General features: G+C 69.5%; 26 protein-coding genes. 11 read left to right on the forward strand and 15 right to left on the reverse strand.

What is annotated here, in order from left to right; all coding sequences use genetic code 11:
* Positions 1–182: 182 nt before the first annotated feature.
* From QNO26_RS09535 to QNO26_RS09545, 3 genes are read right to left on the reverse strand one after another with little or no spacing between them, the layout of a single operon-like run.
* Positions 183–551 (reverse strand): TraR/DksA family transcriptional regulator, encoded by a 369-nt coding sequence (locus tag QNO26_RS09535; RefSeq protein WP_257530177.1) that lies wholly within the window; start codon positions 549–551, stop codon positions 183–185.
* Complete coding sequence (locus tag QNO26_RS09540) at positions 548–1,195, reverse strand: NAD(P)H-binding protein (RefSeq protein ID WP_257638498.1); 648 nt, start codon at positions 1,193–1,195, stop codon at positions 548–550. The genes QNO26_RS09535 and QNO26_RS09540 overlap by 4 nt, the downstream gene beginning before the upstream one ends.
* A 48-nt stretch (positions 1,196–1,243) precedes the next feature.
* A complete protein-coding gene (locus QNO26_RS09545) occupies positions 1,244–2,683 on the reverse strand; it encodes an APC family permease (protein WP_257530174.1) in 1,440 nt (479 codons plus the stop codon).
* Between the two features lie 163 nt (positions 2,684–2,846).
* Here QNO26_RS09545 and QNO26_RS09550 point away from each other — a divergent pair, with 163 nt between their 5' ends.
* Both QNO26_RS09550 and QNO26_RS09555 read left to right on the forward strand, forming a co-directional pair.
* Positions 2,847–3,761 (forward strand): VOC family protein, encoded by a 915-nt coding sequence (locus tag QNO26_RS09550; protein WP_257530172.1) that lies wholly within the window; start codon positions 2,847–2,849, stop codon positions 3,759–3,761.
* 60 nt (positions 3,762–3,821) lie between these two features.
* Positions 3,822–4,859: an FUSC family protein gene (locus QNO26_RS09555; protein ID WP_257530170.1), complete on the forward strand. Its 1,038-nt coding sequence runs from the start codon at positions 3,822–3,824 to the stop codon at positions 4,857–4,859.
* Here QNO26_RS09555 and QNO26_RS09560 read toward each other — a convergent pair.
* The gene (locus QNO26_RS09560; protein ID WP_257638499.1) at positions 4,843–5,238 is read right to left on the reverse strand and encodes a YchJ family protein; all 396 of its coding nucleotides are present in this window, start codon (positions 5,236–5,238) and stop codon (positions 4,843–4,845) included. The two genes, QNO26_RS09555 and QNO26_RS09560, sit on opposite strands and share 17 nt — an antisense overlap.
* Positions 5,239–5,319: 81 nt before the next feature.
* On the opposite strand from QNO26_RS09560, the gene QNO26_RS09565 reads away from it, so the two are divergent.
* The 3 genes from QNO26_RS09565 to QNO26_RS09575 all read left to right on the forward strand — a co-directional run bounded on the left by QNO26_RS09565 (position 5,320) and on the right by QNO26_RS09575 (position 7,359).
* Positions 5,320–5,988: a Pr6Pr family membrane protein gene (locus QNO26_RS09565; protein WP_257638500.1), complete on the forward strand. Its 669-nt coding sequence runs from the start codon at positions 5,320–5,322 to the stop codon at positions 5,986–5,988.
* Positions 5,989–6,043: 55 nt separating this feature from the next.
* Positions 6,044–6,589 (forward strand): hypothetical protein, encoded by a 546-nt coding sequence (locus tag QNO26_RS09570; RefSeq protein WP_257638501.1) that lies wholly within the window; start codon positions 6,044–6,046, stop codon positions 6,587–6,589.
* A 95-nt stretch (positions 6,590–6,684) separates the two neighbouring features.
* Positions 6,685–7,359 (forward strand): hypothetical protein, encoded by a 675-nt coding sequence (locus tag QNO26_RS09575; protein WP_257638502.1) that lies wholly within the window; start codon positions 6,685–6,687, stop codon positions 7,357–7,359.
* A gap of 6 nt (positions 7,360–7,365) precedes the next feature.
* Here QNO26_RS09575 and QNO26_RS09580 read toward each other — a convergent pair whose 3' ends face one another.
* Both QNO26_RS09580 and QNO26_RS09585 read right to left on the reverse strand, forming a co-directional pair.
* On the reverse strand, positions 7,366–7,590 hold the full coding sequence (locus QNO26_RS09580) for a hypothetical protein (protein ID WP_257530160.1): 225 nt from the start codon (positions 7,588–7,590) through the stop codon (positions 7,366–7,368).
* A 21-nt stretch (positions 7,591–7,611) separates the two neighbouring features.
* Positions 7,612–7,923, reverse strand: coding sequence for a putative quinol monooxygenase (locus tag QNO26_RS09585; protein ID WP_257530158.1), 312 nt, complete (start codon positions 7,921–7,923; stop codon positions 7,612–7,614).
* A 67-nt stretch (positions 7,924–7,990) separates the two neighbouring features.
* Here QNO26_RS09585 and QNO26_RS09590 point away from each other — a divergent pair, with 67 nt between their 5' ends.
* Positions 7,991–8,917 carry a 5'-3' exonuclease gene (locus QNO26_RS09590; protein ID WP_257530156.1) on the forward strand — a complete coding sequence of 309 codons (927 nt, stop codon included), beginning with the start codon at positions 7,991–7,993 and terminating at the stop codon, positions 8,915–8,917.
* Positions 8,918–8,929: 12 nt separating this feature from the next.
* On the opposite strand, the gene QNO26_RS09595 is transcribed toward QNO26_RS09590, so the two are convergent.
* The 3 genes from QNO26_RS09595 to trpD all read right to left on the reverse strand — a co-directional run bounded on the left by QNO26_RS09595 (position 8,930) and on the right by trpD (position 11,628).
* Positions 8,930–9,928 (reverse strand): PHP domain-containing protein, encoded by a 999-nt coding sequence (locus tag QNO26_RS09595; protein ID WP_257638503.1) that lies wholly within the window; start codon positions 9,926–9,928, stop codon positions 8,930–8,932.
* Positions 9,929–9,982: 54 nt separating this feature from the next.
* Entirely contained in the window at positions 9,983–10,477 is a 495-nt protein-coding gene (locus QNO26_RS09600; protein WP_257530151.1) for an aromatic ring-opening dioxygenase LigA, read from the reverse strand.
* 89 nt (positions 10,478–10,566) lie between these two features.
* A complete protein-coding gene (trpD, locus tag QNO26_RS09605; RefSeq protein ID WP_257638504.1) occupies positions 10,567–11,628 on the reverse strand; it encodes an anthranilate phosphoribosyltransferase in 1,062 nt (353 codons plus the stop codon).
* Positions 11,629–11,789: 161 nt separating this feature from the next.
* On the opposite strand from trpD, the gene ctaE reads away from it, so the two are divergent.
* The 5 genes from ctaE (at position 11,790) to QNO26_RS09630 (ending at position 16,698) form a co-directional block, all read left to right on the forward strand.
* Positions 11,790–12,401 carry an aa3-type cytochrome oxidase subunit III gene (gene ctaE / locus QNO26_RS09610; protein WP_257530510.1) on the forward strand — a complete coding sequence of 204 codons (612 nt, stop codon included), beginning with the start codon at positions 11,790–11,792 and terminating at the stop codon, positions 12,399–12,401.
* A 19-nt stretch (positions 12,402–12,420) separates the two neighbouring features.
* Positions 12,421–13,221 carry a cytochrome bc1 complex diheme cytochrome c subunit gene (gene qcrC, locus QNO26_RS09615; RefSeq protein WP_257530147.1) on the forward strand — a complete coding sequence of 267 codons (801 nt, stop codon included), beginning with the start codon at positions 12,421–12,423 and terminating at the stop codon, positions 13,219–13,221.
* A 41-nt stretch (positions 13,222–13,262) separates the two neighbouring features.
* Positions 13,263–14,342, forward strand: coding sequence for a cytochrome bc1 complex Rieske iron-sulfur subunit (gene qcrA, locus QNO26_RS09620; protein WP_257530145.1), 1,080 nt, complete (start codon positions 13,263–13,265; stop codon positions 14,340–14,342).
* Positions 14,339–16,150: a cytochrome bc1 complex cytochrome b subunit gene (gene qcrB, locus QNO26_RS09625; RefSeq protein ID WP_257530143.1), complete on the forward strand. Its 1,812-nt coding sequence runs from the start codon at positions 14,339–14,341 to the stop codon at positions 16,148–16,150. The genes qcrA and qcrB overlap by 4 nt, the downstream gene beginning before the upstream one ends.
* A 137-nt stretch (positions 16,151–16,287) precedes the next feature.
* Entirely contained in the window at positions 16,288–16,698 is a 411-nt protein-coding gene (locus QNO26_RS09630; RefSeq protein ID WP_257530141.1) for a rhodanese-like domain-containing protein, read from the forward strand.
* Between the two features lie 38 nt (positions 16,699–16,736).
* On the opposite strand, the gene QNO26_RS09635 is transcribed toward QNO26_RS09630, so the two are convergent.
* The 6 genes from QNO26_RS09635 to QNO26_RS09660 form a co-directional block, all read right to left on the reverse strand.
* Positions 16,737–17,534 (reverse strand): PP2C family protein-serine/threonine phosphatase, encoded by a 798-nt coding sequence (locus QNO26_RS09635; RefSeq protein ID WP_257530139.1) that lies wholly within the window; start codon positions 17,532–17,534, stop codon positions 16,737–16,739.
* Positions 17,535–17,542: 8 nt separating this feature from the next.
* On the reverse strand, positions 17,543–17,977 hold the full coding sequence (locus QNO26_RS09640) for a cytochrome c oxidase subunit 4 (protein WP_257530137.1): 435 nt from the start codon (positions 17,975–17,977) through the stop codon (positions 17,543–17,545).
* Positions 17,978–17,979: 2 nt separating this feature from the next.
* On the reverse strand, positions 17,980–19,737 hold the full coding sequence (gene ctaD, locus QNO26_RS09645; RefSeq protein ID WP_257530135.1) for an aa3-type cytochrome oxidase subunit I: 1,758 nt from the start codon (positions 19,735–19,737) through the stop codon (positions 17,980–17,982).
* Position 19,738: 1 nt separating this feature from the next.
* Positions 19,739–20,632 carry an aa3-type cytochrome oxidase subunit II gene (ctaC, locus tag QNO26_RS09650; protein WP_257530133.1) on the reverse strand — a complete coding sequence of 298 codons (894 nt, stop codon included), beginning with the start codon at positions 20,630–20,632 and terminating at the stop codon, positions 19,739–19,741.
* Between the two features lie 157 nt (positions 20,633–20,789).
* Entirely contained in the window at positions 20,790–21,155 is a 366-nt protein-coding gene (gene erpA, locus QNO26_RS09655) for an iron-sulfur cluster insertion protein ErpA (RefSeq protein WP_257530130.1), read from the reverse strand.
* A gap of 79 nt (positions 21,156–21,234) precedes the next feature.
* On the reverse strand, positions 21,235–22,629 hold the full coding sequence (locus QNO26_RS09660) for a dipeptidase (RefSeq protein WP_257638505.1): 1,395 nt from the start codon (positions 22,627–22,629) through the stop codon (positions 21,235–21,237).
* Positions 22,630–22,643: the final 14 nt, after the last annotated feature.

Raw genomic sequence — 22,643 nt, forward strand, 5'->3', positions numbered from 1 at the left:
GGTTTGGGTATCGGGCCTCGCATCGTCTTCGGACCGAACGCGCGGGCGCGGGCGGAACCTCGGAGGGAGGCGGAGCGGATTGTGTGATGCCATGCCATTCGCGGACGCCGAAAGGTCGGCCACACGAATGACACTTCAGGATACCAGAGAACCGCGCCGTTCCGCGAGGATCGTGGGCGCCCTCACGCGCCCGCGGCGCTCGCACAGGAGACGCAGCGGTCGGCCTCGGGCCGCGCCTGCAGTCTCTCGATCGGGATGGGGCGGCCGCACGATACGCACGCGCCGTAGGTGTGCGCGGCGAGGCGTTCCCGCGCGGCATCCAATCGATCCCGCTCGGCCACCGCGGCGCGTCGCAGCGCGTCGATCTGCGCCCACTCCCCGCTGAGGGTCGAGCCCTCGGGGTCGTGCTCGTCGTCGGCGGTGCCGTCCGCCCGGTCGCGGCGCAGCAGCGCGTCATCGCCGTCGAGCCGCGCGAGGCGCACCTCGACGTCCGCCCGGCGGCGCTCGATCACCGACGCCAGCGCGGCGATGTCCGCGGCGCGGTCGCTCACCGCGTGCGCAGCGCCTCGGCGATGGGCATGTCGCCGTTTCCGAAGCGCAGCGTGCGTCCGATGGTCGCCGGCTCGGCGAGGGATGCCGCGACGACGGCTGCCACGTCGGCGCGCGAGACGGCGCCGTCACCGTCGGGGTCGAGGCGGATGCGACCGGTGGGCGGGTCGTCGGTGAGGGCCCCGGGCGCGACGATGGTCCAGTCCAGCCCGCTGTCGTGCAGGTGGGCGTCGGCGGCCCACTTGGCATCGGCGTAGGCGAAGAAGGAGTTGTCGGGGTCGACGCCGTGGCCGGCGCGCGAGCCGATCCACGACACCATCACGAATCGGCGTACGCCCGCCGCCCGCGCGGCATCGATCGCGCGCATCGCGGCGTCCCGGTCGACGGCGTAGGTGCGGGAGGCGTCTCCACCGCCTGCGCCCGCCGCCCAGACGACCGCGTGGTTGCCGGCCACGAGGTTGGTCAGCTGGTCGAGGTCGAAGCGCTCCACGTCCGCCACGACGGGGGCGGCGGCGGTCGCGGTGACGTCGACGGCGTGATCGGGGTTGCGGATGACGGCGCTGACGGTGTCGCCGCGCTCGGCGAGGATCGGCTCGAGCAGTCGGGCCACCTTGCCGTGGCCGCCGATGATCAGGATGCGGGCCATGAGGGCCTCCTTCCGGGTCGGGGCTCCCACGTTACGTGCCCGGTGTCCTCAGCGGGCCGGATCAGCTTCCTCTGTCATCGTTCGCGGGCTCCCCTGGGCGAGCCTGCTGTGACGGCGCCCCCAGAGCAGATAGAACGCCAGCACCACGGCCAGCCAGACGGCGAACCAGACGTACGTCGACCAGCCCAGACCCGAGATGAGGTACAGGCAGGCGACGATCGAGAGCACCGGCGTCACCGGATAGCCGGGCACGCGGAAGGCGCGCGGCAGGTCGGGGCGCGTGCGGCGCAGCACGAGCACGCCCACCGACACCACGATGAAGGCGACGAGGGTGCCCATCGACACCAGATCCCACAGGCTCGACAGCGGCACGAACCCCGCGAGCACGGCAACGACGCCCGCCACCACCACGGTGGAGAACACCGGAGTGTGCGTGCGCGGGTCGACACGCGCGAACGCCCGTGGCAGCAGACCGTCGCGCCCGATGGCGTAGAGGATGCGGGTCTGCCCGAACAGGATCACCAGCGTGACCGAGAAGATCGACACCACCGCGCCGGCAGCGAGCAGGGTCGCCGGCCACGAGGCTCCCAGCACGTCCGACAGGATCACGGCGAGCCCGGCGCTCTGCTGGCCGGGGTCGGAGAAGTCCTGCCACGGCTGCGCGCCCACAGCGGCGACGGCGACGAACAGATACACGGTCACCACGATGGCCAGCGCGATCAGGATGGCGCGCGGCATCGACCGCTGCGGGTCGCGCACCTCGTCGCCCGCCGTCGATACGGCATCCAGTCCGATGAAGGTGAAGAAGATGGTGCCGGCCGCCGCCGTGACACCGGCGGCGCCGTGGGGGGCGAAGTCGGCGAAGTTGTCGACGGTGAAGGCGGTGACCGCGATCGCGGCGAACATCAGGAGCACCGCCACCTTGATGACGACCATGACGGTGTTGACGACGGCGGACTCACGGGTGCCGCGCACGAGCAGCACAGCGCACAGGAGCACGAGCACGACGGCGGGCAGGTTGACGATGCCGCCCTCGCCGGGGGCCATGGTCAGCTCAGCGGGCAGGTTCCATCCGAACAGCGCATGGATGAGGTGGTCGAGGTATCCGCTCCATCCCGAGGAGACCGCGGCGGCCGAAACGCCGTACTCGAGCACGAGGCACGCGGCCACGCCCATCGCGACGATCTCGCCGAGGGTCACGTAGGCGTAGGAGTAGGTGGACCCGGAGATCGGCACCGCCGAGGCCATCTCGGCGTAGCAGACCGCCGACAGCCCGGCGGCGATCGCGGCGATGACGAACGAGAGGAGCACCGCGGGCCCCGCCAGCGGCACGGACTCGTGCATCACGAAGAAGACGCCGGTGCCGACGGTGGCACCCACTCCCAGCATCGCGAGCTGGAAGGTGCCGAGCCGGCGCACCAGTCCCCCGGTGTCCGCGGGTGCGTCGCCGGGTGCGACGATCGGCTTGCGACGGAACAATTCACGCATCGCGCTCCCTGAAGGAGGCATGGTCCCCTCCTTGCTGACGGCCGGGAACGATTGTAAACCCGGCTGCCTGAGTGCCCTTCCCAGGCCAGGTGGATCCATGCAGCGGAATACACAGCGGAGCGTGGACGTTGTGACGATCACCCGAAACCCGCTGGAGAATCGCATGACCGCCCCCGCAGACGAACGCCACCTGAACGCCGACACCACGATGGGCGCGGTGACCCTGCGCGTCGCCGACCTCGAGACGATGAGCGGCTACTACGCCGCGGCCTTCGCCATGGAGCCCCTGGAGGACCGGGCGCGCGGGCGCGAGGTGCACCGGGTGCTCGGTCGCGGCACCACCCCGCTCGTGCGCCTCGTGCACACCCCCGACCTCCCCGTTGCGGCCCCCGGTCAGGCGGGACTGTTCCACACCGCCTTCCTTTTCGACGATGCCGCCGCCCTGGCGGCGACGGTGTACCGCGCCGCGCAGCATCCGCTCAGCCGCTTCACCGGGTCGGCCGACCACCTCGTCAGCGAGGCGTTCTACTTCACTGACCCCGAGGGCAACGGCGTCGAGCTGTACACCGACCGCGACCGCTCTGAGTGGGTGCACGAGAACGGCCAGATCCGCATGGACACGATCGCGCTCGACCCGAACGAGTACCTGACCCGGCACCTGACGCAGGACGTGGTGGATGCCGGCCCCTCACGTTCCGGCACCGTCGGCCACGTGCACCTGCAGGTGGGCGACATCGCCACAGCCCGCGGCTTCTACGTCGACGGGCTGGGGTTCGACGCGACCCTGTCGGCCTACCCGGGCGCGCTCTTCGCCTCGGCCGGCGGCTACCACCACCACGTCGCGATGAACATCTGGAACAGCCGCGGCGCCGGTCCGCGCGCCGCCGCGCTCGGGCTCGGGGACGTCGCGGTGACCGTTCCGGGCCGCGACGACCTCGACGCACTCGCCGCCAGACTGCGCGGCCGTGGCATCCGCTTCGACGCCGACGGGCGCTCGGTGCGCGTCGACGACCCGTGGGGCACCCGCGTGACCGTCGCGCTGGCCGACGCGACCACCGACGAGGTGCTGTCGCGCTGACGTCGCAATTCCCGGCCCTCGCACTGACGCCGCGACGCCCCGCGGCCTAGCGTGGTGCGCGTGCCCGTGTCATTCCGCTTCGCCTCAGCTGTGCGCGCCGACCGCCGGCTGCCGCTCGTGCTGCTGTCGAAGGCGGCGCTGGCGACGGTCGCGGCGTGGGTGATCACGGGAGCGATCCTCCCCGGTTCGCCGCCGGTGTTCGCTTCCATCGCGGCACTGCTGATCGTGCAGCCGAGCGCCAACCAGTCGGCGACCAAGGCCGTCGAGCGCAGCGTCGGGGTGACCGCGGGTGTCGCGATCGGCTCGTCTCTGGGACTCGCCTTCGGGACGCAGCCGTGGGTCGTGCCGGCGGCGATCGTGACCGCTCTGCTGTTCGCGTGGATTCTGCGCATGACCCCGGGGGTCAGCAACCAGACGGTCATCAGCGCGATCCTCGTGCTGGCTCTGGGCGTGTCGACACCGGGGTACGCCGGCGCCCGCATCGTCGAGACGATCATCGGCGCGCTCATCGGGCTGACGGTGAGCGTGGCGCTCGCCCCCACCGTCCCCGTCGCAGAAGCGCGCGAGCGCGTGGACGCGCTGGGGCTGGAGATCGCCGCGACGCTCGACCGGCTCGCCGAGGCGTTCGAGAACAAGCACTCCGCGCAGGAGCTCGAAGGGATGCTGCTGACGGCGCGGCTGCTGCGGCCCATGCGCGAGGCGGCGACGACCGCCATGAAGGCGGCGACCGACGCCCTCACCCTCAACCCGCGGGCGCCGCGCTACCGCGACCAGTTGGCGCAGCTGCAGGATCTGCTGGAGCGCTTCTCCGGCATCGTGATCCAGGTCATCGGCATGACGAGGGCCGTCCGCGACCACGGACCCGACGACCTCGCCCGCGAGCCGGCGTCACCGGCGATCGCCGAGCAGCTGCGCCGGGCGGCCCACGACCTGCGCCTTCTCACGAGCGCCCCCGACGACATGGTCGCCCCCGACGAGGAGCCCGCGCTGACGCGGCCGCTGCAGATCCAGACCCCCTCGTCGGGCAACTGGGCGCTGATCGGCTCGATCCTCGTCGACCTGCGCCGCGTGCATCAGGCGATCACCGACCCGCTGTGACCGGCGGGTCGATGACCCCGTCGAGGTACCACCAGCGCTCGCTCTGACGCACGAACCGGCTGCGCTCGTGCAGCACGCCGCGCGCGCCGCCCTGGCTCCACGACGCGCGGAACTCCACGGTTCCGCGCTTGTCCCCCGCCTCGGCCGAGACGATCTCGAGCCCGCGCCACCGCAGACCGGGTTCGAGGTCGAGGTTCTCGGGACGGGTGCCGGGATGCCAGGTCTGCGCGAGATACGCGGCATCGCCGACGGCGAAGGCGGTGTAGCGCGAGCGCATGAGGGCTTCGGGTGTCGGTGCGGGGATGCCGCCGAGGTACCGGCCGCAGCAGGCGGCGAGCGCCGCACCGCTTCCGCAGGGGCAAGGCTGGTCGTCACGCATGGTGCTGCCAGTCTCGCACCGCTTTGACACCTCTCCTCCCCCGGCCTAGCGTTCAGGCGCAGCCGCATCGTGAGGAGCACCGTGACCGCAGCGAACAGCGCGCACGTCGTACGCAGCCCGCAGTTCTGGTGGCGGGTCGCGACGCTCGCCGCCTGCCTGGTGGGGCTGTCGACCGGCAACCACCGTCTGGTGTTCTTCACGATCCAGAGCAACGTGATCGTCTTCGCCTACGTCGCCGGCGCCCTGTACTGGATGCTGCGGCGCGGCACCACCGACGCCCCCGCCCCGCGACTGCGCGGTGGCGTGGTCACCTGGATCCTCACCACGGCTCTGGTCTCCCACGTCTTGCTGAACCTCGGCGCAAACCCGCTGCCCGGGCTCGTCGTCGCCGACCCCGACACCGCGCTGGCGAACCGCTCACTGTTCCTGCTGCACTACGTCGTGCCGGCCATGGTGCTCGTGGACTGGCTGCTGTTCGGCCCGCGGCGCGCGGTGCGCTGGCGGGATGCCGCGCTGTGGCTGCTGTACCCCGCCGCCTACGCCGTGGTCACCCTGGCGCGCGGTGTCTTGTTCCCCACCATCGCCGACCGGTTCCCGTACCCCTTCCTCGACATCGACGCCCTCGGACCCGGAGGCGTCGCCCTCGGCATCGTGCAGGTCGTCGTGGTGATCGCCGTGATCGCGATCGGGGTGATCGCGCTCGACCGGGCGTCGGCCGCCGTGGGCGATCTCGTGCAGCGTCGGCGCTAGCCGCCTGCTGTGGATAACCGGATGCCGCGCCGCGCCTGGCCGGTAGCGTGTGCGCATGAACTCACGGAGCGTCGTCGCTGCGGTGGGTGCGGCCGTGATCGTCGCCCTGCTGACGGCCTGCACGCCCGAGCCGCAACCCGCTCCCACGCCCACGCCCACTTCCACGGCCTTCGCGAGCGAGGCGGACGCGTTCGCCGCCGCCGAGGAGACGTACCGCGCGTACGTCGACGCCCTGAACCAGGTGGATCTGAGCGACCCGGCGACGTTCGAGGCCGTGTACGCGTGGACGACGGGAGAGGCGAATGCGGCTTCCCGCCAGTCGTTCTCGCAGATGCATGCCGAGGGACTGACCGTCGGCGGCGTGAGCACCCCGACCGTCGTGGAGGCGCGGAGCAGTGAGGACGCACCCGATGGCGTCGAGGTCGCCGTCTGCGTGGACGTCTCGCAGGTGACTCTTGTCAATCCGTCCAACGAGTCCGTTGTGGCGCCGGACCGGAGAGACGTCCAGTCTTTGCTCCTCGATTTGGAGGTCGGGGAGACCCCCACGGGGTGGAGCATCTCGCTCATCTCGGGGCGCGAGGGCGAGCCAGCATGCAGCTAGGAGCAACGCTCGCAGTTCTCATGCTCGTGGCAGGGTCCGCCACGGGTGGCGGTTCGAATCCGTGTCACGCCGGGACGTGGGGCGGAAACTGCGACGTGACCAACACCGGCGGGTCGGTCGAGGTCGGCGGCTCCTACGGCGAGGGCGGGGCCGGCGGTGGCCGAGGCGGGGGCGGCGGGAGCGGCATCCGGCCTGAACCGCCCGCTCCTGCACCCGCGCCGGCACCCGCGCCCACGTGCAATCCGGTCGTCGGGTGCCGTGGCACCTACACGGTGTGGACGCCGCCCGAGGTCACGATCAGCGACCTCGCGTCGTTCACGCCGGCGCGACCGTCGTTCTCCGGCGAGCCGGCGGGCATCGCCGTGCGCGGCATGGCGGCGAACTTCGTCGCTTCGGCGACCGAGCAGCAGCTCACCGGTGAGCTGTTCGACCTGCCCGTGACGGTGAGGTTCGTCCCGGCATCCTTCGTGTTCGACTACGGCGACGGCACCGTGCGCGCCACCCGGTCCGGCGGCGCCTCCTGGCCGCAGCTGGGGCAGGCGCAGTTCACCCAGACGCCGACCAGCCACGCCTACGCCCAGCGCGGCACCTACACGGCATCCGTCACCGTCCGCTACGCCGCCGCGGTCGACTTCGGCACCGGCACCTGGCGCGAGGTGCCGGGATTCGTCGATGCGACCACAGGCGGGTACGACGTGCGGGTGGTGGAGGTGCTCACCGCACTCGTCGACCGCACCTGCATCGAGAACCCCGCGGGTCCCGGCTGCTGACGGGGTCTACCCCTCTGGCCGCACGGCCCCACGCAGCTCCATCGCGGCGCGCGCGTACCGGACGGTGAGAACACCGGACACGAAGAGGATCCCCGCCCCGGCGATGACCCCGAAGCCGTCGCGCCCGTTCACGACCTGAGCGACCAGGATCGACGCCCCCGAGAGGGCGGCGAGACCATACAGCGCGACCAGGCCGACAGCGGTGCGGAGCGTGAGAGCCGACATGAGCATGGCGACAACCTACATGCGCCGTTACTCCGCCCCGCTGCGCAGCGGCGAGCCGACGACCTCGAATCGTTGCCCACCCATCGCGCCGGACAGCAAGGGACGGGCTTCGGAGATCGCTGCCCGCACAGACGGCAGATCGAGCGATGCCCGGTGGGCGTCGGCCGATGTCCAGAGTTCGACCACGAAGACCGTGTCCGGCTCCTCCTCGGAGATGCCGACCTCGTAGAGCAGGCAGCCGACGGCGGCAAGGTCGGCGGAGGGGCGCGTGAGCAGGGCGACCAGCTCGTCGCGCTTGCCCGGGATCGTCCCCAGGGTGCCGGTGTTCGCGAATGTCATGCGCGAAGCCTGCCGGCAGCCTCCGACATCCGCTCCGACCGATCGGCGCCCGTGCCAGGATGAGCCCGTGACTGACCGCCTCATGTTGCTCGACACCGCGTCGCTGTACTTCCGCGCGTTCTACGGCGTGCCCGACAAGGTGCGCTCCCCCGACGGAACTCCCATCAACGCCGTGCGCGGGCTGCTCGACATGATCGCCAAGCTCACGACGACCTACGACCCGACCGACATGGTCGCCTGCTGGGATGACGACTGGCGTCCGCAGTGGCGCGTCGACCTCATCCCGACGTACAAGACGCACCGCGTCGCCGAAACGGTCACCGGAGCGCCCGACGTCGAGCAGGTGCCCGACCCGCTGGAGGCGCAGATCCCGGTGATTCGCGACGCCCTCGCCCTGCTGGGCATCCCGGTCGTCGGGCTTGCCGACCACGAGGCCGACGACGTCATCGGCACGCTCGCGACCCGGGCGACCATGCCGGTCGACATCGTCACCGGCGACCGCGACCTCTTCCAGCTCGTCGACGACGCCCGCGGCGTGCGGGTGATCTACACCGCCCGCGGCATGAGCAACCTCGAAGTCGTCACCGATGCGACCGTCGTGACCAAGTACCGCATCCTGCCGACCCAGTACGCCGACTACGCCACGCTGCGCGGCGACGCCTCCGACGGCCTGCCGGGGGTCGCCGGAATCGGCGAGAAGACCGCCGCGACGCTGCTCGCCGCGCACGGGGACCTCGAGGGCATCCGGGCCGCCGCCGCCGCGAGCGAGGGGATGTCCGCCACCGTCGCGAGCCGCATCCTCGCCGCCGCCGACTACCTCGACGTCGCCCCGACGGTGGTGAAGGTCGTCACCGACCTCGCCATCGCGGCCCCCGCGTCGCGGCTGCGCGCACCGGATGCCGCGGCGCGCGAGGCGGCACAGGCGTTCGCCGAACGGTGGGGGCTCGGCACCTCGATGACGCGCGCCCTGGACGCGCTCGCCACCCGCGGCTGAGACCCGCGCGGTTCAGCGCCGCCGGCCGGTCCACTCCCGCAGACGATCCAGCGGCCACGTCGTGACGATGCGGTCGGCGGGCACCCCTGCGCGCTCGGCCCGCGCCGCGCCGTGATCGATCAGGGAGAGCTGCCCGGGCGCGTGGGCGTCGGAGTCGATCGAGAACAGGCATCCGAGCTCGAGCGCGAGCGCAAGCAGGTCATCGGGCGGGTCCTGCCTCTCCGGGCGGGAGTTGATCTCCACCGCCACCCCATGCTCGGCGCAGGCGGTGAACACCGCGCGGGCATCGAACTGCGACGGCGGGCGCGTGCCGCGCGAGCCTTCGACGAGCCGGCCGGTCACATGGCCGAGAACGTCCACCTGAGGGTCGGATGCCGCGGCGACGAGGCGGCGCGTCATCGGGCCCCGCTCCATTCGCAGCTTCGAATGCGCCGACGCGACCACGATGTCGAGATCGGCGAGGAGATCCTCCTGCTGGTCGAGCGCACCGTCGTCGAGGATGTCGACCTCGATGCCGCTGAGCAGGGTGAACCCCTCACCGCTGAACTCCGGGAGCAGGGCGAGCTGCTCGCGCAGCCGTTCCGCCGACAGCCCGTTGGCCACCCGCAGGCGCGGCGAATGGTCGGTGAGGGCCAGATACTCGTGGCCCAGTGCACGGCCGGCCTGGGCCATGAGGTCGATCGACGTCAAGCCGTCCGACCAGTCGGAGTGGCTGTGCAGGTCGCCACGCAGCAGCGCCCGCAGGCCCGAGCCCACGGGTGCGACGCCGGCGCTCTCGCGCAGTTCGGCGAGATAGGCCGGAACGTCGCCTGCGAGGGCCTCCTGGATGACGGCGAAGGTCGAATCGCCGATCCCCTTGCGCCGCCGCAGCGCCGCGGTGTCACGCAGCTCGGCGTCGTCGAGGCCCTCGATCGCAGCCGCGGCAGCGCGGAACGCCTTCGACCGGTAGCGGGAGGCGCGCTCGCGCTCGAGCAGCGAGGCGATCTCACTCAGCGCGTCATACGGATGCATGGCGACAGAGTACGGGCCCGCACCGACGTGGTGCGGGCCCGTAGCGCCAGAAGGTCAGACCGAGGCGACCGACGACCGCTTCACGACGACCGGAACCGAGGCGAGGCGGTGGATCGCCCAGCCGAAGATGATCGACAGCACGCCGACGCCCATCGCGAAGGCCGAGACGCCGAACGAGACGACCGAGGTGAACAGCGAGGCACGCAGGAACGATGCGTTCATCATCGTCGCCCGCACCGGGTCCTCCTTGTCGAGCTCGGCGTAGGTCATGCCGTCGCTGGCCTGCAGCGCGTGGTGCTGGATGATGTCGGCCTGCACGAAGGCGGTGAACGGCCCTGCGACGGTCTGGCCCTGGAAGGCCATCGCGTCGTCGGGGATCGTGATGTTCTCGGCGCGCAGCTGGCTGGAGACCATGATCCAGACCACCAGGCCGACGACGATCAGCGCGATGCCACCGAGGATGCCGACGATGCCTGCTGCCTTGATGAGACCGGTCTTGCGGACGGGGGGCTCGATGGTGTCGGCCGTGGTGGCCGGTGCGTTCGACATGGGAGGTTTCTCCTAGAAGTGACGGGATGAAACCTCAACGTATCGTGAGCGCGCTCCCCCGCCGACCCGCCGGGCCGGAAGTAAACGTCTCAGCCCGCGAGCACCTGCGTCGCACCGACCCACGCCTGCAGGGTGGCGGCCGCCGCGCCCGAGTCGATGGCGTCCGCTGCGGCAGCCTTCGCCTCCGCGAGCCGCTCCAGAATGGGCCGCTGCACCTGCGTCGGGTCGAGCGAGAGCCGGTAGGCGACCATGCCGGCGGCGGTGTTGAGCAGCACGATGTCGCGCACCGCGCCGGTCTCGCCGTCGAGCGTGCGGCGCACCACCTCTGCATTGTGCTCGGGCTCGCCGCCCAGGAGATCGTCGATGTCCGCCAGCGGGATGCCGAGGTCGCGCGGGTCCAGGTCGTGCTCGTGCACGTCGCCGAGGCTGATCTCCCACAGGCGGCTGTGCCCGGTGGTCGTCAGCTCGTCGAGGCCATCGTCGCCGCGGAAGACCAGTGCGGTCGCGCCGCGCGTGCGGAAGACCCCCGTGATCAGGGGCACGCGGTCGAGCTGGGCCACGCCGACGGCATTGGCCTCGGCGCGCGCCGGGTTGCACAGCGGGCCCAGGAAGTTGAACACCGTCGGCACGCCCAGCTCGCCGCGCGTGGCCGCCGCGTGGCGGAAGCCCGGGTGGAAGGCGGAGGCGAACGCGAACGTGATGCCGGTGCGCTCGAGCGTCTCGGCGACAGCCTGCGGCGACAGCGTGAGGTCGACCCCCAGCGCCCGCAGCACGTCCGAGGACCCCGACTTCGAACTCGCCGCCTTGTTGCCGTGCTTGACGACGGGGATCCCGGATGCCGCGGCCACGATCGCCGACATCGTGGAGATGTTCACCGTGCCGAACCGGTCGCCACCGGTGCCGACGATGTCGAGCACCGCCGCGGGCACCGGCAGCGGCACCGCCGCTTCGAGGATCGCATCGCGGAAGCCGACGATCTCGTCGATCGTCTCCCCCTTCGCCCTGAGCGCGACGAGGAAACCGGCGAGCTGCGAGGGACTCGCCGCGCCGGTCATCACCTGTCGCATCGCCCATGTCGACTCGGACACGCTGAGGTCGCGGTCATCGAGAAGCGTGGTGAGGATTTCGGGCCAAGAAGTGAGCTCCGCCATGAGGGACGATCCTATCCTGGCGCGACCAGCGGATTCCGACGGCTTGTTAGGGTGGCCTAACCAACATTCGGGCCACACTCGGCTCTTCGATGCGAAACTCACGGGCCACTTTCAGCCATAATGAATGTGTGACGAGCACCTCTACGAGCTATCCCCAGGCCATGCGGTCGGTCAAGCGACCAGACCCGGTCGCTGTCGGCACCATCGTCTGGCTCGGCAGCGAAGTCATGTTCTTCGCCGGCCTTTTCGCGATCTTCTTCACGCTGCGCAGCACCTCGCCTGAGCTGTTCGCCGAGCGATCCGAGATCCTGAACGTCCCCTTCGCAGCGATCAACACGTTCATCCTCGTGATGTCGTCGTTCGCGTGCCAGGCGGGCGTGTTCGCCGCCGAGCGTTTCCAGTCCTACCGCACCGGCAGCCTCTGGAACGTGCGCAAGTGGGGCATGGTCGAGTGGTTCTTCCTCACGTTCGTCATGGGCGCCGTCTTCGTCTCCGGTCAGATCTGGGAGTACGCCACCCTCGTCGCCGAGGGCCTGCCGATCAGCGCGGACCCCTACGCGTCGGCCTTCTACATCACCACCGGATTCCACGCCATTCACGTCACCGGCGGGCTCATCGCCTTCCTCCTGGTGATCGGCCGCGCGTACGCCGTCAAGAACTTCGGCCGCAAGGAGATGACCACCGCGATCGTGGTCTCCTACTACTGGCACTTCGTCGACGTCGTGTGGATCGTGCTGTTCGCCGTCATCTACCTGCTGCCCTTCGTAAGCTGAGAGCGAGCTGAAAACCGACATGGCACGACACACCTCCCGTCGCCCGAACGGACGCCGCAGCCCCTGGGCCGCCGCCGCTCTCATCGGCATCGGCCTGCTGGTCACCGGCGGCGTCTACGCCGGAGCCTCCGCAGCGGTCGCCGCGGCCGAGCCGCAGACCGTCGCCTCCACCCTCACCGTCGAAGACGGCAAGAAGCTCTTCCAGGCGAACTGCGCCACCTGCCACGGTCTCGACCTGCAGGGCTCCGAGAACGGCCCGTCGCTGTACGGCGTCGGCGAGCTCTCCGTCGAGTTCCAGATGGCCACAGGTCGCATGCCGCTGCAGATGCAGGGACCGCAGGCGCCGCAGAAGCCCGTCCAGTTCACGCAGGAGCAGATCGAGGCGATCGCCGCCTTCACGCAGTCGGTGGCCCCCGGCCCCACGTACCCCGACGCGAACATCATCGACGGCGACGGCGACGTCTCCAACGGTGCCGAGCTCTTCCGCATCAACTGCGCCATGTGCCACAACGTGGCCGCGGCCGGCGGTGCCCTCACCGAGGGCAAGTACGCTCCCCCCCTGACCGACACCAGCGCGCTGCACATCTACGCGGCGATGGTCACCGGACCGCAGAACATGCCGGTCTTCAACGACATGACCCTCAGCACCGACGAGAAGCGCGACATCATCTCCGCGCTGATGTACATGCAGGAGAACCCGTCGCCCGGCGGCTTCTCCCTCGGCTCGCTCGGCCCCGTCTCGGAGGGTCTCTTCATCTGGATCTTCGGTATCGGCAGCCTCATCGCCCTCACCGTGTGGATCACGGCGAAGTCGAACTGATCGATCACTGACACAGCATCACGGAACGCACGAGGAGCACCATGACACACGAGGACGACGCGCTCGAGCACGAGAGGGCTTCCTGGAAGCCCTCCCCGGGGCTCGCGGTCGCGGTTTCCGACCCCGTGCAGAACCCCGGACTGCCGCCGCACCGCGCGCGCGTCACCGACAAGGACCCCGCCGCCATGCAGCGGGCCGTGCGCACGGTCTACACCCTGTTCTATCTGTCCCTCGCCGGGAGCATCTGGGCGGTCGCCGCCTACATGATCTTCCCGATCGAGAGCGGGCAGATGATCGACATCCGCAACAACAACCTCTTCATCGGTCTGGGTATCGCCCTGGCACTCCTGGCGATCGGCATCGGCGCCATCCACTGGTCCAAGGCGATCATGTCGGACAAGGAGTTCATCGAGCCCCGTCACGCCACCCGCGGCCGTGACAGCACCCGCGAGGCTGCTGTCGAGGTCTTCCGCGAGGCGAACGAGGAGTCCGGCTTCGGCCGCCGCGCGATGATCCGCAACTCGCTGATCGCCGCCGTCGTGGCATCCGTGGTGCCCGGTATCACGCTCTTCCGCGGCCTCGCCCCGGAGAGCAGCCCCGAGCACCCGCACGCCGGCGACCCGGTCTACCTGCTCAGCCACACCATGTGGAAGAAGGGCGAGCGTCTCGCGCACGACCCCAGTGGTCTGCCGATCCGCGCCGCCGACCTGACCCTCGGCTCCGCCGTGCAGGTGATCCCCGAGTCGCTCGCGACCATGAGCCACCACGACGGCTATCTCGAGGAGAAGGCCAAGGCCATCGTGCTGCTGGTGCGTCTGCTCCCCGAGCAGCTCAAGGAGACCCCGGAGCGCCGTGACTGGTCGTACAACGGCATCGTCGCGTACTCCAAGGTCTGCACGCACGTCGGTTGCCCCGTTGCGCTCTACGAGCAGCAGACCCATCACCTGCTGTGCCCCTGCCACCAGTCGCAGTTCGACGTCTCCGACGGCGCGGCTGTCATCTTCGGCCCCGCGGCCCGTCCGCTGCCGCAGCTGCCCATCATGGTCGACGACGAGGGCTACCTCGTCGCCCGCAGCGACTTCACCGAGCCGGTCGGCCCGAGCTTCTGGGAGCGTCATTGAGCACCGCAACTGTCACTGAGGAAACGACCGAGAGGCCGAAGAACTCCGACGAGAAGCCGCTGGGCGGTCGTTTCGTCGCGGGTGCGGCCAACTACCTCGACGAGCGCACGAGCATCTCGGGCCTGGTCAAGGAGCTCGGACGCAAGATCTTCCCCGACCACTGGTCGTTCATGCTCGGCGAGATCGCTCTGTGGAGCTTCGTCGTCGTGCTCATCTCGGGTACCTTCCTGACGTTCTTCTTCCAGGCGTCGATGGTCGAGACCCACTACTACGGCGCCTATCCCCCCATGCGCGGCATCGAGATGTCCGCCGCGCTGGAGTCGACCCTGCGGCTGTCCTTCGACATCCGCGGCGGCCTGCTGGTGCGCCAGATCCACCACTGGGCTGCGCTGGTGTTCGTCGCCGGCATCGGCGTGCACATGCTCCGCGTGTTCTTCACCGGTGCGTTCCGCAAGCCGCGCGAGCTGAACTGGGTGATCGGCTTCGTGCTGTTCGTCCTGGCCATGGGTGAGGGCTTCACCGGCTACTCGCTCCCCGACGACCTGCTCTCGGGCAACGGCCTGCGCATCATCGACGGCATGGTCAAGGGAATCCCGCTGATCGGCACATGGACGTCGTTCCTGCTGTTCGGCGGCGAGTTCCCGGGTGTCGACATCGTCGGCCGCCTGTACGTGCTGCACATCCTGCTGCTGCCCGCCATCCTGGTGGCACTGCTGGCGCTGCATCTCATGCTCATGATCATCAACAAGCACACGCAGTTCGCCGGCCCCGGCCGCACGAACAGCAACGTCGTGGGCTACCCGATGGTCCCCGTCTACATGTCGAAGATGGGCGGGTTCTTCTTCGTCACCTTCGGTGTGATCGTGCTGATCGCGTCGCTGTTCACGATCAACCCGGTGTGGAACTACGGTCCGTACGACCCGTCGCCGGTGTCCGCAGGAACCCAGCCCGACTGGTACATCGGCTTCGCCGACGGCGCGCTGCGCCTGGTCCCGCCGCACCTCGAGTCGGTCTTCCTCGATCGCACGTGGTCGTGGAACATCATCCTGCCGCTCGGCGTGCTGGTCGTCTTCATCCTGCTGGTCGCCATCTACCCCTTCCTCGAGGCGTGGATCACCGGCGACAAGCGCGAGCACCACATCGCACAGCGTCCCCGCAACGCCGCCACCCGCACCGCCATCGGCGCCGCCGGTGTCACGTTCTACGCGGTGCTGTGGGCCGCAGCCTCGTCCGACCTCATCGCGACGCACTTCCATCTCACGATGGAGGGTGTCATCCACGCCCTGCAGGCGCTGCTGATCGTCGGACCGGTGCTCGCCTACTTCGTCACCAAGCGCATCGCCATCGCGCTCCAGAAGAAGGACCGCGAGATCGTCCTTCACGGCTACGAGTCCGGTCGCATCGTGCGCCTCCCCGGCGGCGAGTACATCGAGGTCCACCAGCCCGTCGACGAGTACGAGCGCGTCAAGCTCGTGGACTACGAGACGCAGGCACCGCTGGTCGTGCGCCCCAACGACAAGGGCCGCATCCCGTGGCACGAGAACCTGCGCGCCTCGCTGTCGCGCTGGTTCTTCGAGGACCGTCTCACCCCGCTCACCCAGACCGAGCTGGACGCGGCGCTCGAGCACCAGCACCACTCGCTCGACCACATCGAGGAGGAAGAGGTCGCCGAGCTGCAGGGCGCCCACGACCGCGCGGGCGTGCCCGACGCTCCCCTCCACCCGATCGACGACGGTCACAACAGCGAGACGGCCAACCGGCCCTCGAACGTGATCGTCCCCGAGAAGGACGACGACACGAAGAAGTAACCCGGGCGCAGCCCGCAGACCGAAGGCCCCGGTGTCCGCACCGGGGCCTTCGTCGTCGCCGGCGCAGGCAGGATTCCGCCGCCTCCTGGCCGTTCGCCTGCTCGTCCGTCGAGCCCGCGACCCCCTAGCGTCGACCCATGACCTCCCCCGACGCCCACGCCCACTTCTCCGCGCGACTGGCCCACGAGACCGACCCGTCCGACGTCTACGCCGCGCAGCGCGCCGGAGACAGCTTCGTCCTGGTGGATGTGCGCAGCGACGCCGCATGGGCGCAGGGCCGCATTCCGGGAGCGATCCACCTCCCCTACCGGGACATCCCCGCACGGGCACGCGGCGAACTCGACAGCGCCGTGCCCGTCGTCGTCTACTGCTGGGGTCCCGGGTGCAACGCCGGCACGCGCGGCGCCCGGGAATTCGCCGCCGCAGGCTTCCGTGTGCGCGAGATGATCGGCGGCTACGAGTACTGGGCGCGCGAGGGGCAGCCGATCGAGAACGACGACGGTCCGCTCCCCCGTACGCTCGATCCGCTCACCACGGTGGTGCGCTGATCACGACGGACACGACCGCGCGCGGACGGTGAGCCGTGTCAGGCGCTCTCGAGCCCTTCGGCGAACCGCGCGGTGGCGGCGCCAGCGAAACGCACGGAAGCATCCGCCACGGTGCCGCTGGGCGCCGTGCTCACGTCGCAGACGACCGCCGTGGCGTTGTCGCGGGTGCCGGCATCCAGCGCCACCCGCACGACCCACTCCGCTGCCCGCTCAGGGGTCGGTGCGAGCTCGAGAAGGCGGGCGAGTTCGTCGAACGGCACGTAGTCGCTCACGCCGTCGCTGCACAGCAGCCAGCGATCGCCCGCGACCGGTTCGAGCTCGGCGACGCTGATGACGTCTTCCTCGCCACCTCCGAGCGAGGCGGTGATGATGTTGCGGCGCGGATCGACGGCGGCCTCCTCGGCACTGAGGATCCCCTGGTCCACCAGCGCCTGCACCAGGGAGTCGTCGCGGGTCTGCCGGCTGAGAGCGCCGTCGCGCCACAGATAGGCGCGGGAGTCCCCCGTATGGGCGAGGAGCAGCGAGCCGGCTTCGCTCAGCCACAGCCCGGTGAAGGTGGTCGCCATGCCGACGAGGGCGGGATCGCGGCGCGCATGGGCGCCGATGTCCCAGTTCGCCCAGCGCACGCGCTCCGCCAGCTGCTCCGCGTCACGCATGGGACCGGCGCCCACCACGAGGCGATGGAGCAGCGCCGCAGACGCCAAATCGCCTGCAGGGCCGCCACCGACGCCGTCGGCGACGCCCGCACCCCAGGATGCCGCGAAGGCGGCATCCTGGTTGACGGTGCGGAACTCACCGACGTCCGAGACGGCGGCGGCTCTGAGGCGAGCCGGCATGAGGATGATCAGCGGGCGAAGTAGCCGCGGTAGTACTCGAAGACCCAGCCCACGAGGGCGACCACGAACACGGCCAGGCCGATCGGGATCATGAACGTGCCCACGGCGAAGCCGATCATGGCCAGCGCAGCCGAGAAGGCCAGCACGATGGGCCACCACGACCACGGGCTGAACTCGCCCAGCTCAGGGTCACCGTCATCGATGTCGGCCGTGAGGATGTCCTCGGGCAGCTCGCCGCCCTGGGCTTTGTGCACGCGGCTCACGTAGAAGCCGATGAGAGCGGCCATGAACACCGAGAAGAACAGCGCCACGGTGCCGACCCACTCGATGGCCTGGTTCCACGGGAGGCTGGGGTGGGCGATGATGTTCCACCCCGTGTAGACGACGGCGACGATCAGGAAGAAGACCGCGAGGAGCCACCAGAGGTTGACGTTCGTCTTCATGCCTACTTCACCTCTCCCTCGTTGACGTCGACAACGGGCGCATCGGGGGCATCCTTCGCCGGTCCGACGCCCACGGGCACGGCCGCTTCAGGGTGGTTCAGGTCGAATGCGGGCCGCTCGCTGCGGATGCGCGGGATCGACGTGAAGTTGTGGCGCGGCGGCGGGCAACTCGTGGCCCACTCCAGCGATCCGCCGTAGCCCCACGGGTCGTTGACCGTGACGCGCGGCGCCTTGCGGGCGGTGATCCACACGTTCAGGAAGAACGGCAGCATCGAAATTCCGAGGATCATCGCACCCACGGTGGAAACCTGGTTCTCCCAGGTCCAGCCGTCGGCGGCCGAGTAGTCGGCGTAGCGGCGGACCATGCCGTCGACACCCAGCCAGTGCTGGACGAGGAACGTCATGTGGAAGCCGATGAACAGCAACCAGAAGTGCACGTAGCCGAGACGCTCGTTGAGCATGCGGCCGGTCCACTTGGGCCACCAGAAGTAGAAGCCGGCGAACATCGCGAACACGACGGTGCCGAAGACCACGTAGTGGAAGTGCGCGACCACGAAGTACGAGTCGGACAGATGGAAGTCCAGCGGCGGCGACGCCAGGATGACGCCGGTGAGACCACCGAAGACGAACGACACCAGGAAGCCGAGCGCGAAGACCATGGGGGTCTCGAAGGTGATCGACCCTCGCCACATCGTGCCGATCCAGTTGAAGATCTTCACCCCTGTCGGCACCGCGATCAGCATCGTCATGAGCGCGAAGAACGGCAGCAGCACGGCACCGGTGACGTACATGTGGTGCGCCCAGACGGCGACCGACAGCGCAGCGATGGCGATGGTGGCGTAGACGAGCGTCTTGTATCCGAAGATCGGCTTGCGGCTGAACACCGGGAAGATCTCCGAGACGATGCCGAAGAACGGCAGCGCGATGATGTACACCTCAGGGTGACCGAAGAACCAGAACAGGTGCTGCCAGAGGAGCACGCCGCCGTTCTGCGGGTCGAAGATGTGCGAGCCGAGGATGCGGTCCGAGGCTGCCGACAGGATGGCCGCGGCCAGCACCGGGAACGCCATCAGGATCAGGATGCTCGTGATCAGCGTGTTCCAGGTGAAGATCGGCATGCGCCACATCGTCATACCGGGGGCGCGCATCGTCACGATCGTGGTGATGAAGTTCACCGCACCCAGGATCGTGCCGAAGCCGCTCATGCCCAGGCCGAGCATCCACAGGTTTCCGCCCGCGCCCGGCGAGAAGCTCGCGTTGGCGAGCGGCTGGTACGCGAACCATCCGAAGGATGCCGCGCCCTGCGGGGTGAGGAAGCCCGAGATCGCGATGAGCGACCCGAAGAGGAACAGCCAGAAGGCGAAGGCGTTCAGACGCGGGAACGCCACGTCGGGCGCACCGATCTGCAGCGGCAGGATCGCGTTGGCGAAGCCGGCGAACAGCGGCGTCGCGAACATCAGCAGCATGATCGTGCCGTGCATCGTGAACAGCTGGTTGTACTGCTCCATGGTCGGCACGACCTGCATGCCGGGCTCGAACAGCTCGGCGCGGATGATCAGCGCCATCACGCCGCCGAGCAGGAAGAAGAGCACCGACGCGATCAGGTACATGTACCCGATGGTCTTGTGATCGGTGGAGGTGATCCACTTGACGATCAGGTTGCCCTTCTGCTCCACGCGGGACGAGCTCAGAAGCGCGGCCTGGCGGGGAGGAAGGGTGGTGGTGCGGGTGCGTTCGGTGCCCTCGAGCGTCGTCGCCATATCAGTCGTCTCCCTCTGACGATGCCCCGGTGCCCGGCAGGTTCTGCAGGCGGTCGTAAGCCTCGTTGATGTCACCCGTCTGGCCCGCGTCGCGCAGGGTCTCGAGGTATTCGTCGTACTCGGCCTCGCTGACGACCTCCACGTTGAAGAGCATCATCGAGTGGTACTCGCCGCACAGCTCGGCGCACTTGCCGGCGTACGTGCCCTCGCGGGTGGGCGTGAAGGACCAGTAGTTGTCCTTGCCGATGTACATGTCCTTCTTGTACAGGAAGTCGATGATCCAGAACGAGTGGATCACATCGCGCGACTGCAGCTGGATCTTCACGGTCTTGTCGACCGGCAGGTAGAGCGTCGGCAGGGCGGCCTGGTCGATGTCACCGTTCGCAGCGGCCTGCGCCTGGACACCCATCGTCCAGACGGCGTCGTCCTCATCGCCGTCTTCGGCGTTGTACTGGAAGTCCCACGACCACTGCTTGCCGATGGCCGTGATGGACACGTCGGGGTCGTCGTACTGGGTCTCGAGGATCGCCTGGTCACGCGCGGTGAAGGCGAAGAAGCCCATGACGAGGATCAGCGGCACGACCGTGTAAAAGATCTCGATCGGCATGTTGTACCGCATCTGCACCGGCAGACCGGTCTGGCCGCGGCGACGACGGTAGGCGATGGCCGCCCAGCCCATGAGACCCCACGTGACGATGCCCACGACGAGGAGCACGATCCAGGAGGTGACCCAGAGGCCGGAGACCATGTCGACCTGGTTGGTCGCTGGCGTACCGTCCTCCACGAAGCCGGGGAGATAGCCGTTGAGCTCCGTAGGCGTGCAGGCGGCGAGAGTGATCGCCGTGACTGCTCCCAACGGGACGACGGCCCAGCGGAGGCGGCGTTTTGATCGCACGGTGCACCTTTCCGGACGCGGGTATGACCAACTCAGTCTAGGGCAAGGTCACACGGGATTCAGGCCAACCATTCAGGTCCTGATACGCGTCGTCCGGCGGGTTTCCGGTGCTGATCAGCACCGGAGCCGCCGGACGTTCGCTCGCGAAACCTTCAGATCAGTGGAAGCTGTCGCCGCACGCGCAGCTGCCCGCTGCGTTGGGGTTGTCGATGGTGAACCCCTGCTCGGAGATGGTGTCCTTGAAGTCGATCATGGCGCCATCGAGGTACGGGACGCTCATGTCGTCGACGATGACCTCCACGCCGTCGAAGTCGACGGTCTTGTCGCCGTCGAGGTACCGCTCGTCGAAGTAGAGCTGGTAGATGAGGCCGGAGCAGCCGCCGGGCTGCACCGCAACGCGAAGCCGCAGGTCGTCGCGGCCCTCCTGGTCGAGCAGGCTCTTGACCTTTGCGGCGGCGGCGTCGGTGAGCGAGACGCCGTGGTCGCGGGCGACCTCGGCGACGGGCTGTGCGGTGTCGGTCATGTGCTCTCCCGTGGTTCGGGCCGCTGGAGGGCGGCAGATGGCACGATTCTACGCCTGCCCTCTGGGGAACGGGCTCGGATCAGGCGGTGCGGGCGTCGAGACGCTCCAGCAGCAGCGCCTCCGACACGAGGGCGTTGCGGAACGTCTCGAGGTGCAGCGACTCGTTGGGGCTGTGCGCCCGCGCGTGCGGGTCCTCGACGCCCGTGACGAGGATCTGCGCGGCGGGGAACTCCCGCACCAGGTCCGAGATGAAGGGGATCGATCCGCCGACGCCGATGTCGACCGGGTCGACGCCATAGCCCTCCGCGAGGGCGGCGCGGGCGTCGGCGACGGCCCAGCCGTCGCTGTCGACGAGAAACCCGTCGCCGCAGTCGACGTCCGAGAAGGTCAGCTGGGCGCCGAAGGGCGCGTGGGCGCGCAGGTGCGCCTCGAGAGCGTCGTACGCCTCCTGGGCCGACTGTCCCGGGGCGACGCGCGTGCTGATGACGACGGACACCTCGGGGCTGAGGGTGTTCGAGGCGTTCACGACGCTCGGGGCATCGATGCCGGTGACGGTGATGGACGGCTTGTTCCAGATGCGGCTGAGGATCGTGCCCCCGCCGATGGGCGAAACCCCCTCGGGCAGTCCCGCCTCGTCGCGCAGCGTGGCCTCACCGTACTCGGGGGTCTCGGCGTTACGGTGACCCAGCCCGGCGACGGCGACGCCGCCGTCGGCATCCCACAGCGTCGACAGCAGCGTGATCGTCGCCATCATCGCATCGGGCACGGCGCCGCCGAACATGCCGGAGTGCGAGGCGTGGTCGAGTGTGCGCACCGTGAGGGTGAAGCGCGCGTTGCCGCGCAACGACACCGTGAGGGCGGGCGTGCGGGAGTCCCAGTTGCCCGAGTCGGCCACGACGATGACGTCGGCACGCAGCGCGTCGGCGTTGTCGTGCAGGAAGGCGGCGAAGGAGCGCGAGCCCGCCTCCTCCTCGCCCTCGATGAACAGGGCGACGCCCAGATCGAAGTCGGTGCCGAGAACCTCGGTGAGGGCGCGGAGGGCGCCGATGTGCGCCATCACTCCGGCCTTGTCGTCGGCGGCGCCGCGGCCGTAGAGGCGCCCGTCGCGCACGGTGGGTTCGAACGGCGTCGACTCCCACAGCGACTCGTCACCGACCGGCTGCACGTCGTGGTGCGCGTAGAGCAGGATCGTGGGGCGGCCGTTGCGGGCTGCGCGGGTGGCGAGCACCGCCGGCATCCCCCGCTCGTCGGTGCCGGGGATGGCCGCGTCGCGGATCTCGACGCGGTCGAAGATCCCGAGGCCCTCGGCGAGCTCCTTCACCGCCTCGGCGCTGCGACGCACCTGGGCCGGGTCGAAGCCGGGAAAGGCGATCGACGGGATGCGCACGAGCGACCCGAGATCGGCCAGGGCGGCGGGAACGGCGGCGGTGGCGGCGGCACGCACCGCATCGGGTCGGGACAGCTCGGAGGTCATGCGGGTAATCTTAG

The organism is Microbacterium sp. zg-Y1090 (genome assembly GCF_030246945.1).
Classification (GTDB): Bacteria; Actinomycetota; Actinomycetes; order Actinomycetales; family Microbacteriaceae; genus Microbacterium; species Microbacterium wangruii.

Excerpts from the sequence above, each read along its gene's own strand:
- QNO26_RS09540 (WP_257638498.1), bottom strand. The coding sequence starts at position 1,195 with ATGGCCCGCATCCTGATCATCGGCGGCCACGGCAAGGTGGCCCGACTG.
- QNO26_RS09545 (WP_257530174.1), bottom strand. The coding sequence starts at position 2,683 with ATGCGTGAATTGTTCCGTCGCAAGCCGATCGTCGCACCCGGCGACGCA.
- QNO26_RS09550 (WP_257530172.1), top strand. The coding sequence starts at position 2,847 with ATGACCGCCCCCGCAGACGAACGCCACCTGAACGCCGACACCACGATG.
- QNO26_RS09560 (WP_257638499.1), bottom strand. The coding sequence starts at position 5,238 with ATGCGTGACGACCAGCCTTGCCCCTGCGGAAGCGGTGCGGCGCTCGCC.
- QNO26_RS09570 (WP_257638501.1), top strand. The coding sequence starts at position 6,044 with ATGAACTCACGGAGCGTCGTCGCTGCGGTGGGTGCGGCCGTGATCGTC.
- QNO26_RS09580 (WP_257530160.1), bottom strand. The coding sequence starts at position 7,590 with ATGCTCATGTCGGCTCTCACGCTCCGCACCGCTGTCGGCCTGGTCGCG.
- QNO26_RS09585 (WP_257530158.1), bottom strand. The coding sequence starts at position 7,923 with ATGACATTCGCGAACACCGGCACCCTGGGGACGATCCCGGGCAAGCGC.
- QNO26_RS09595 (WP_257638503.1), bottom strand. The coding sequence starts at position 9,928 with ATGCATCCGTATGACGCGCTGAGTGAGATCGCCTCGCTGCTCGAGCGC.
- QNO26_RS09600 (WP_257530151.1), bottom strand. The coding sequence starts at position 10,477 with ATGTCGAACGCACCGGCCACCACGGCCGACACCATCGAGCCCCCCGTC.
- trpD (WP_257638504.1), bottom strand. The coding sequence starts at position 11,628 with ATGGCGGAGCTCACTTCTTGGCCCGAAATCCTCACCACGCTTCTCGAT.
- ctaE (WP_257530510.1), top strand. The coding sequence starts at position 11,790 with ATGCGGTCGGTCAAGCGACCAGACCCGGTCGCTGTCGGCACCATCGTC.
- qcrC (WP_257530147.1), top strand. The coding sequence starts at position 12,421 with ATGGCACGACACACCTCCCGTCGCCCGAACGGACGCCGCAGCCCCTGG.
- qcrA (WP_257530145.1), top strand. The coding sequence starts at position 13,263 with ATGACACACGAGGACGACGCGCTCGAGCACGAGAGGGCTTCCTGGAAG.
- QNO26_RS09630 (WP_257530141.1), top strand. The coding sequence starts at position 16,288 with ATGACCTCCCCCGACGCCCACGCCCACTTCTCCGCGCGACTGGCCCAC.
- QNO26_RS09635 (WP_257530139.1), bottom strand. The coding sequence starts at position 17,534 with ATGCCGGCTCGCCTCAGAGCCGCCGCCGTCTCGGACGTCGGTGAGTTC.
- QNO26_RS09640 (WP_257530137.1), bottom strand. The coding sequence starts at position 17,977 with ATGAAGACGAACGTCAACCTCTGGTGGCTCCTCGCGGTCTTCTTCCTG.
- ctaD (WP_257530135.1), bottom strand. The coding sequence starts at position 19,737 with ATGGCGACGACGCTCGAGGGCACCGAACGCACCCGCACCACCACCCTT.
- erpA (WP_257530130.1), bottom strand. The coding sequence starts at position 21,155 with ATGACCGACACCGCACAGCCCGTCGCCGAGGTCGCCCGCGACCACGGC.
- QNO26_RS09660 (WP_257638505.1), bottom strand. The coding sequence starts at position 22,629 with ATGACCTCCGAGCTGTCCCGACCCGATGCGGTGCGTGCCGCCGCCACC.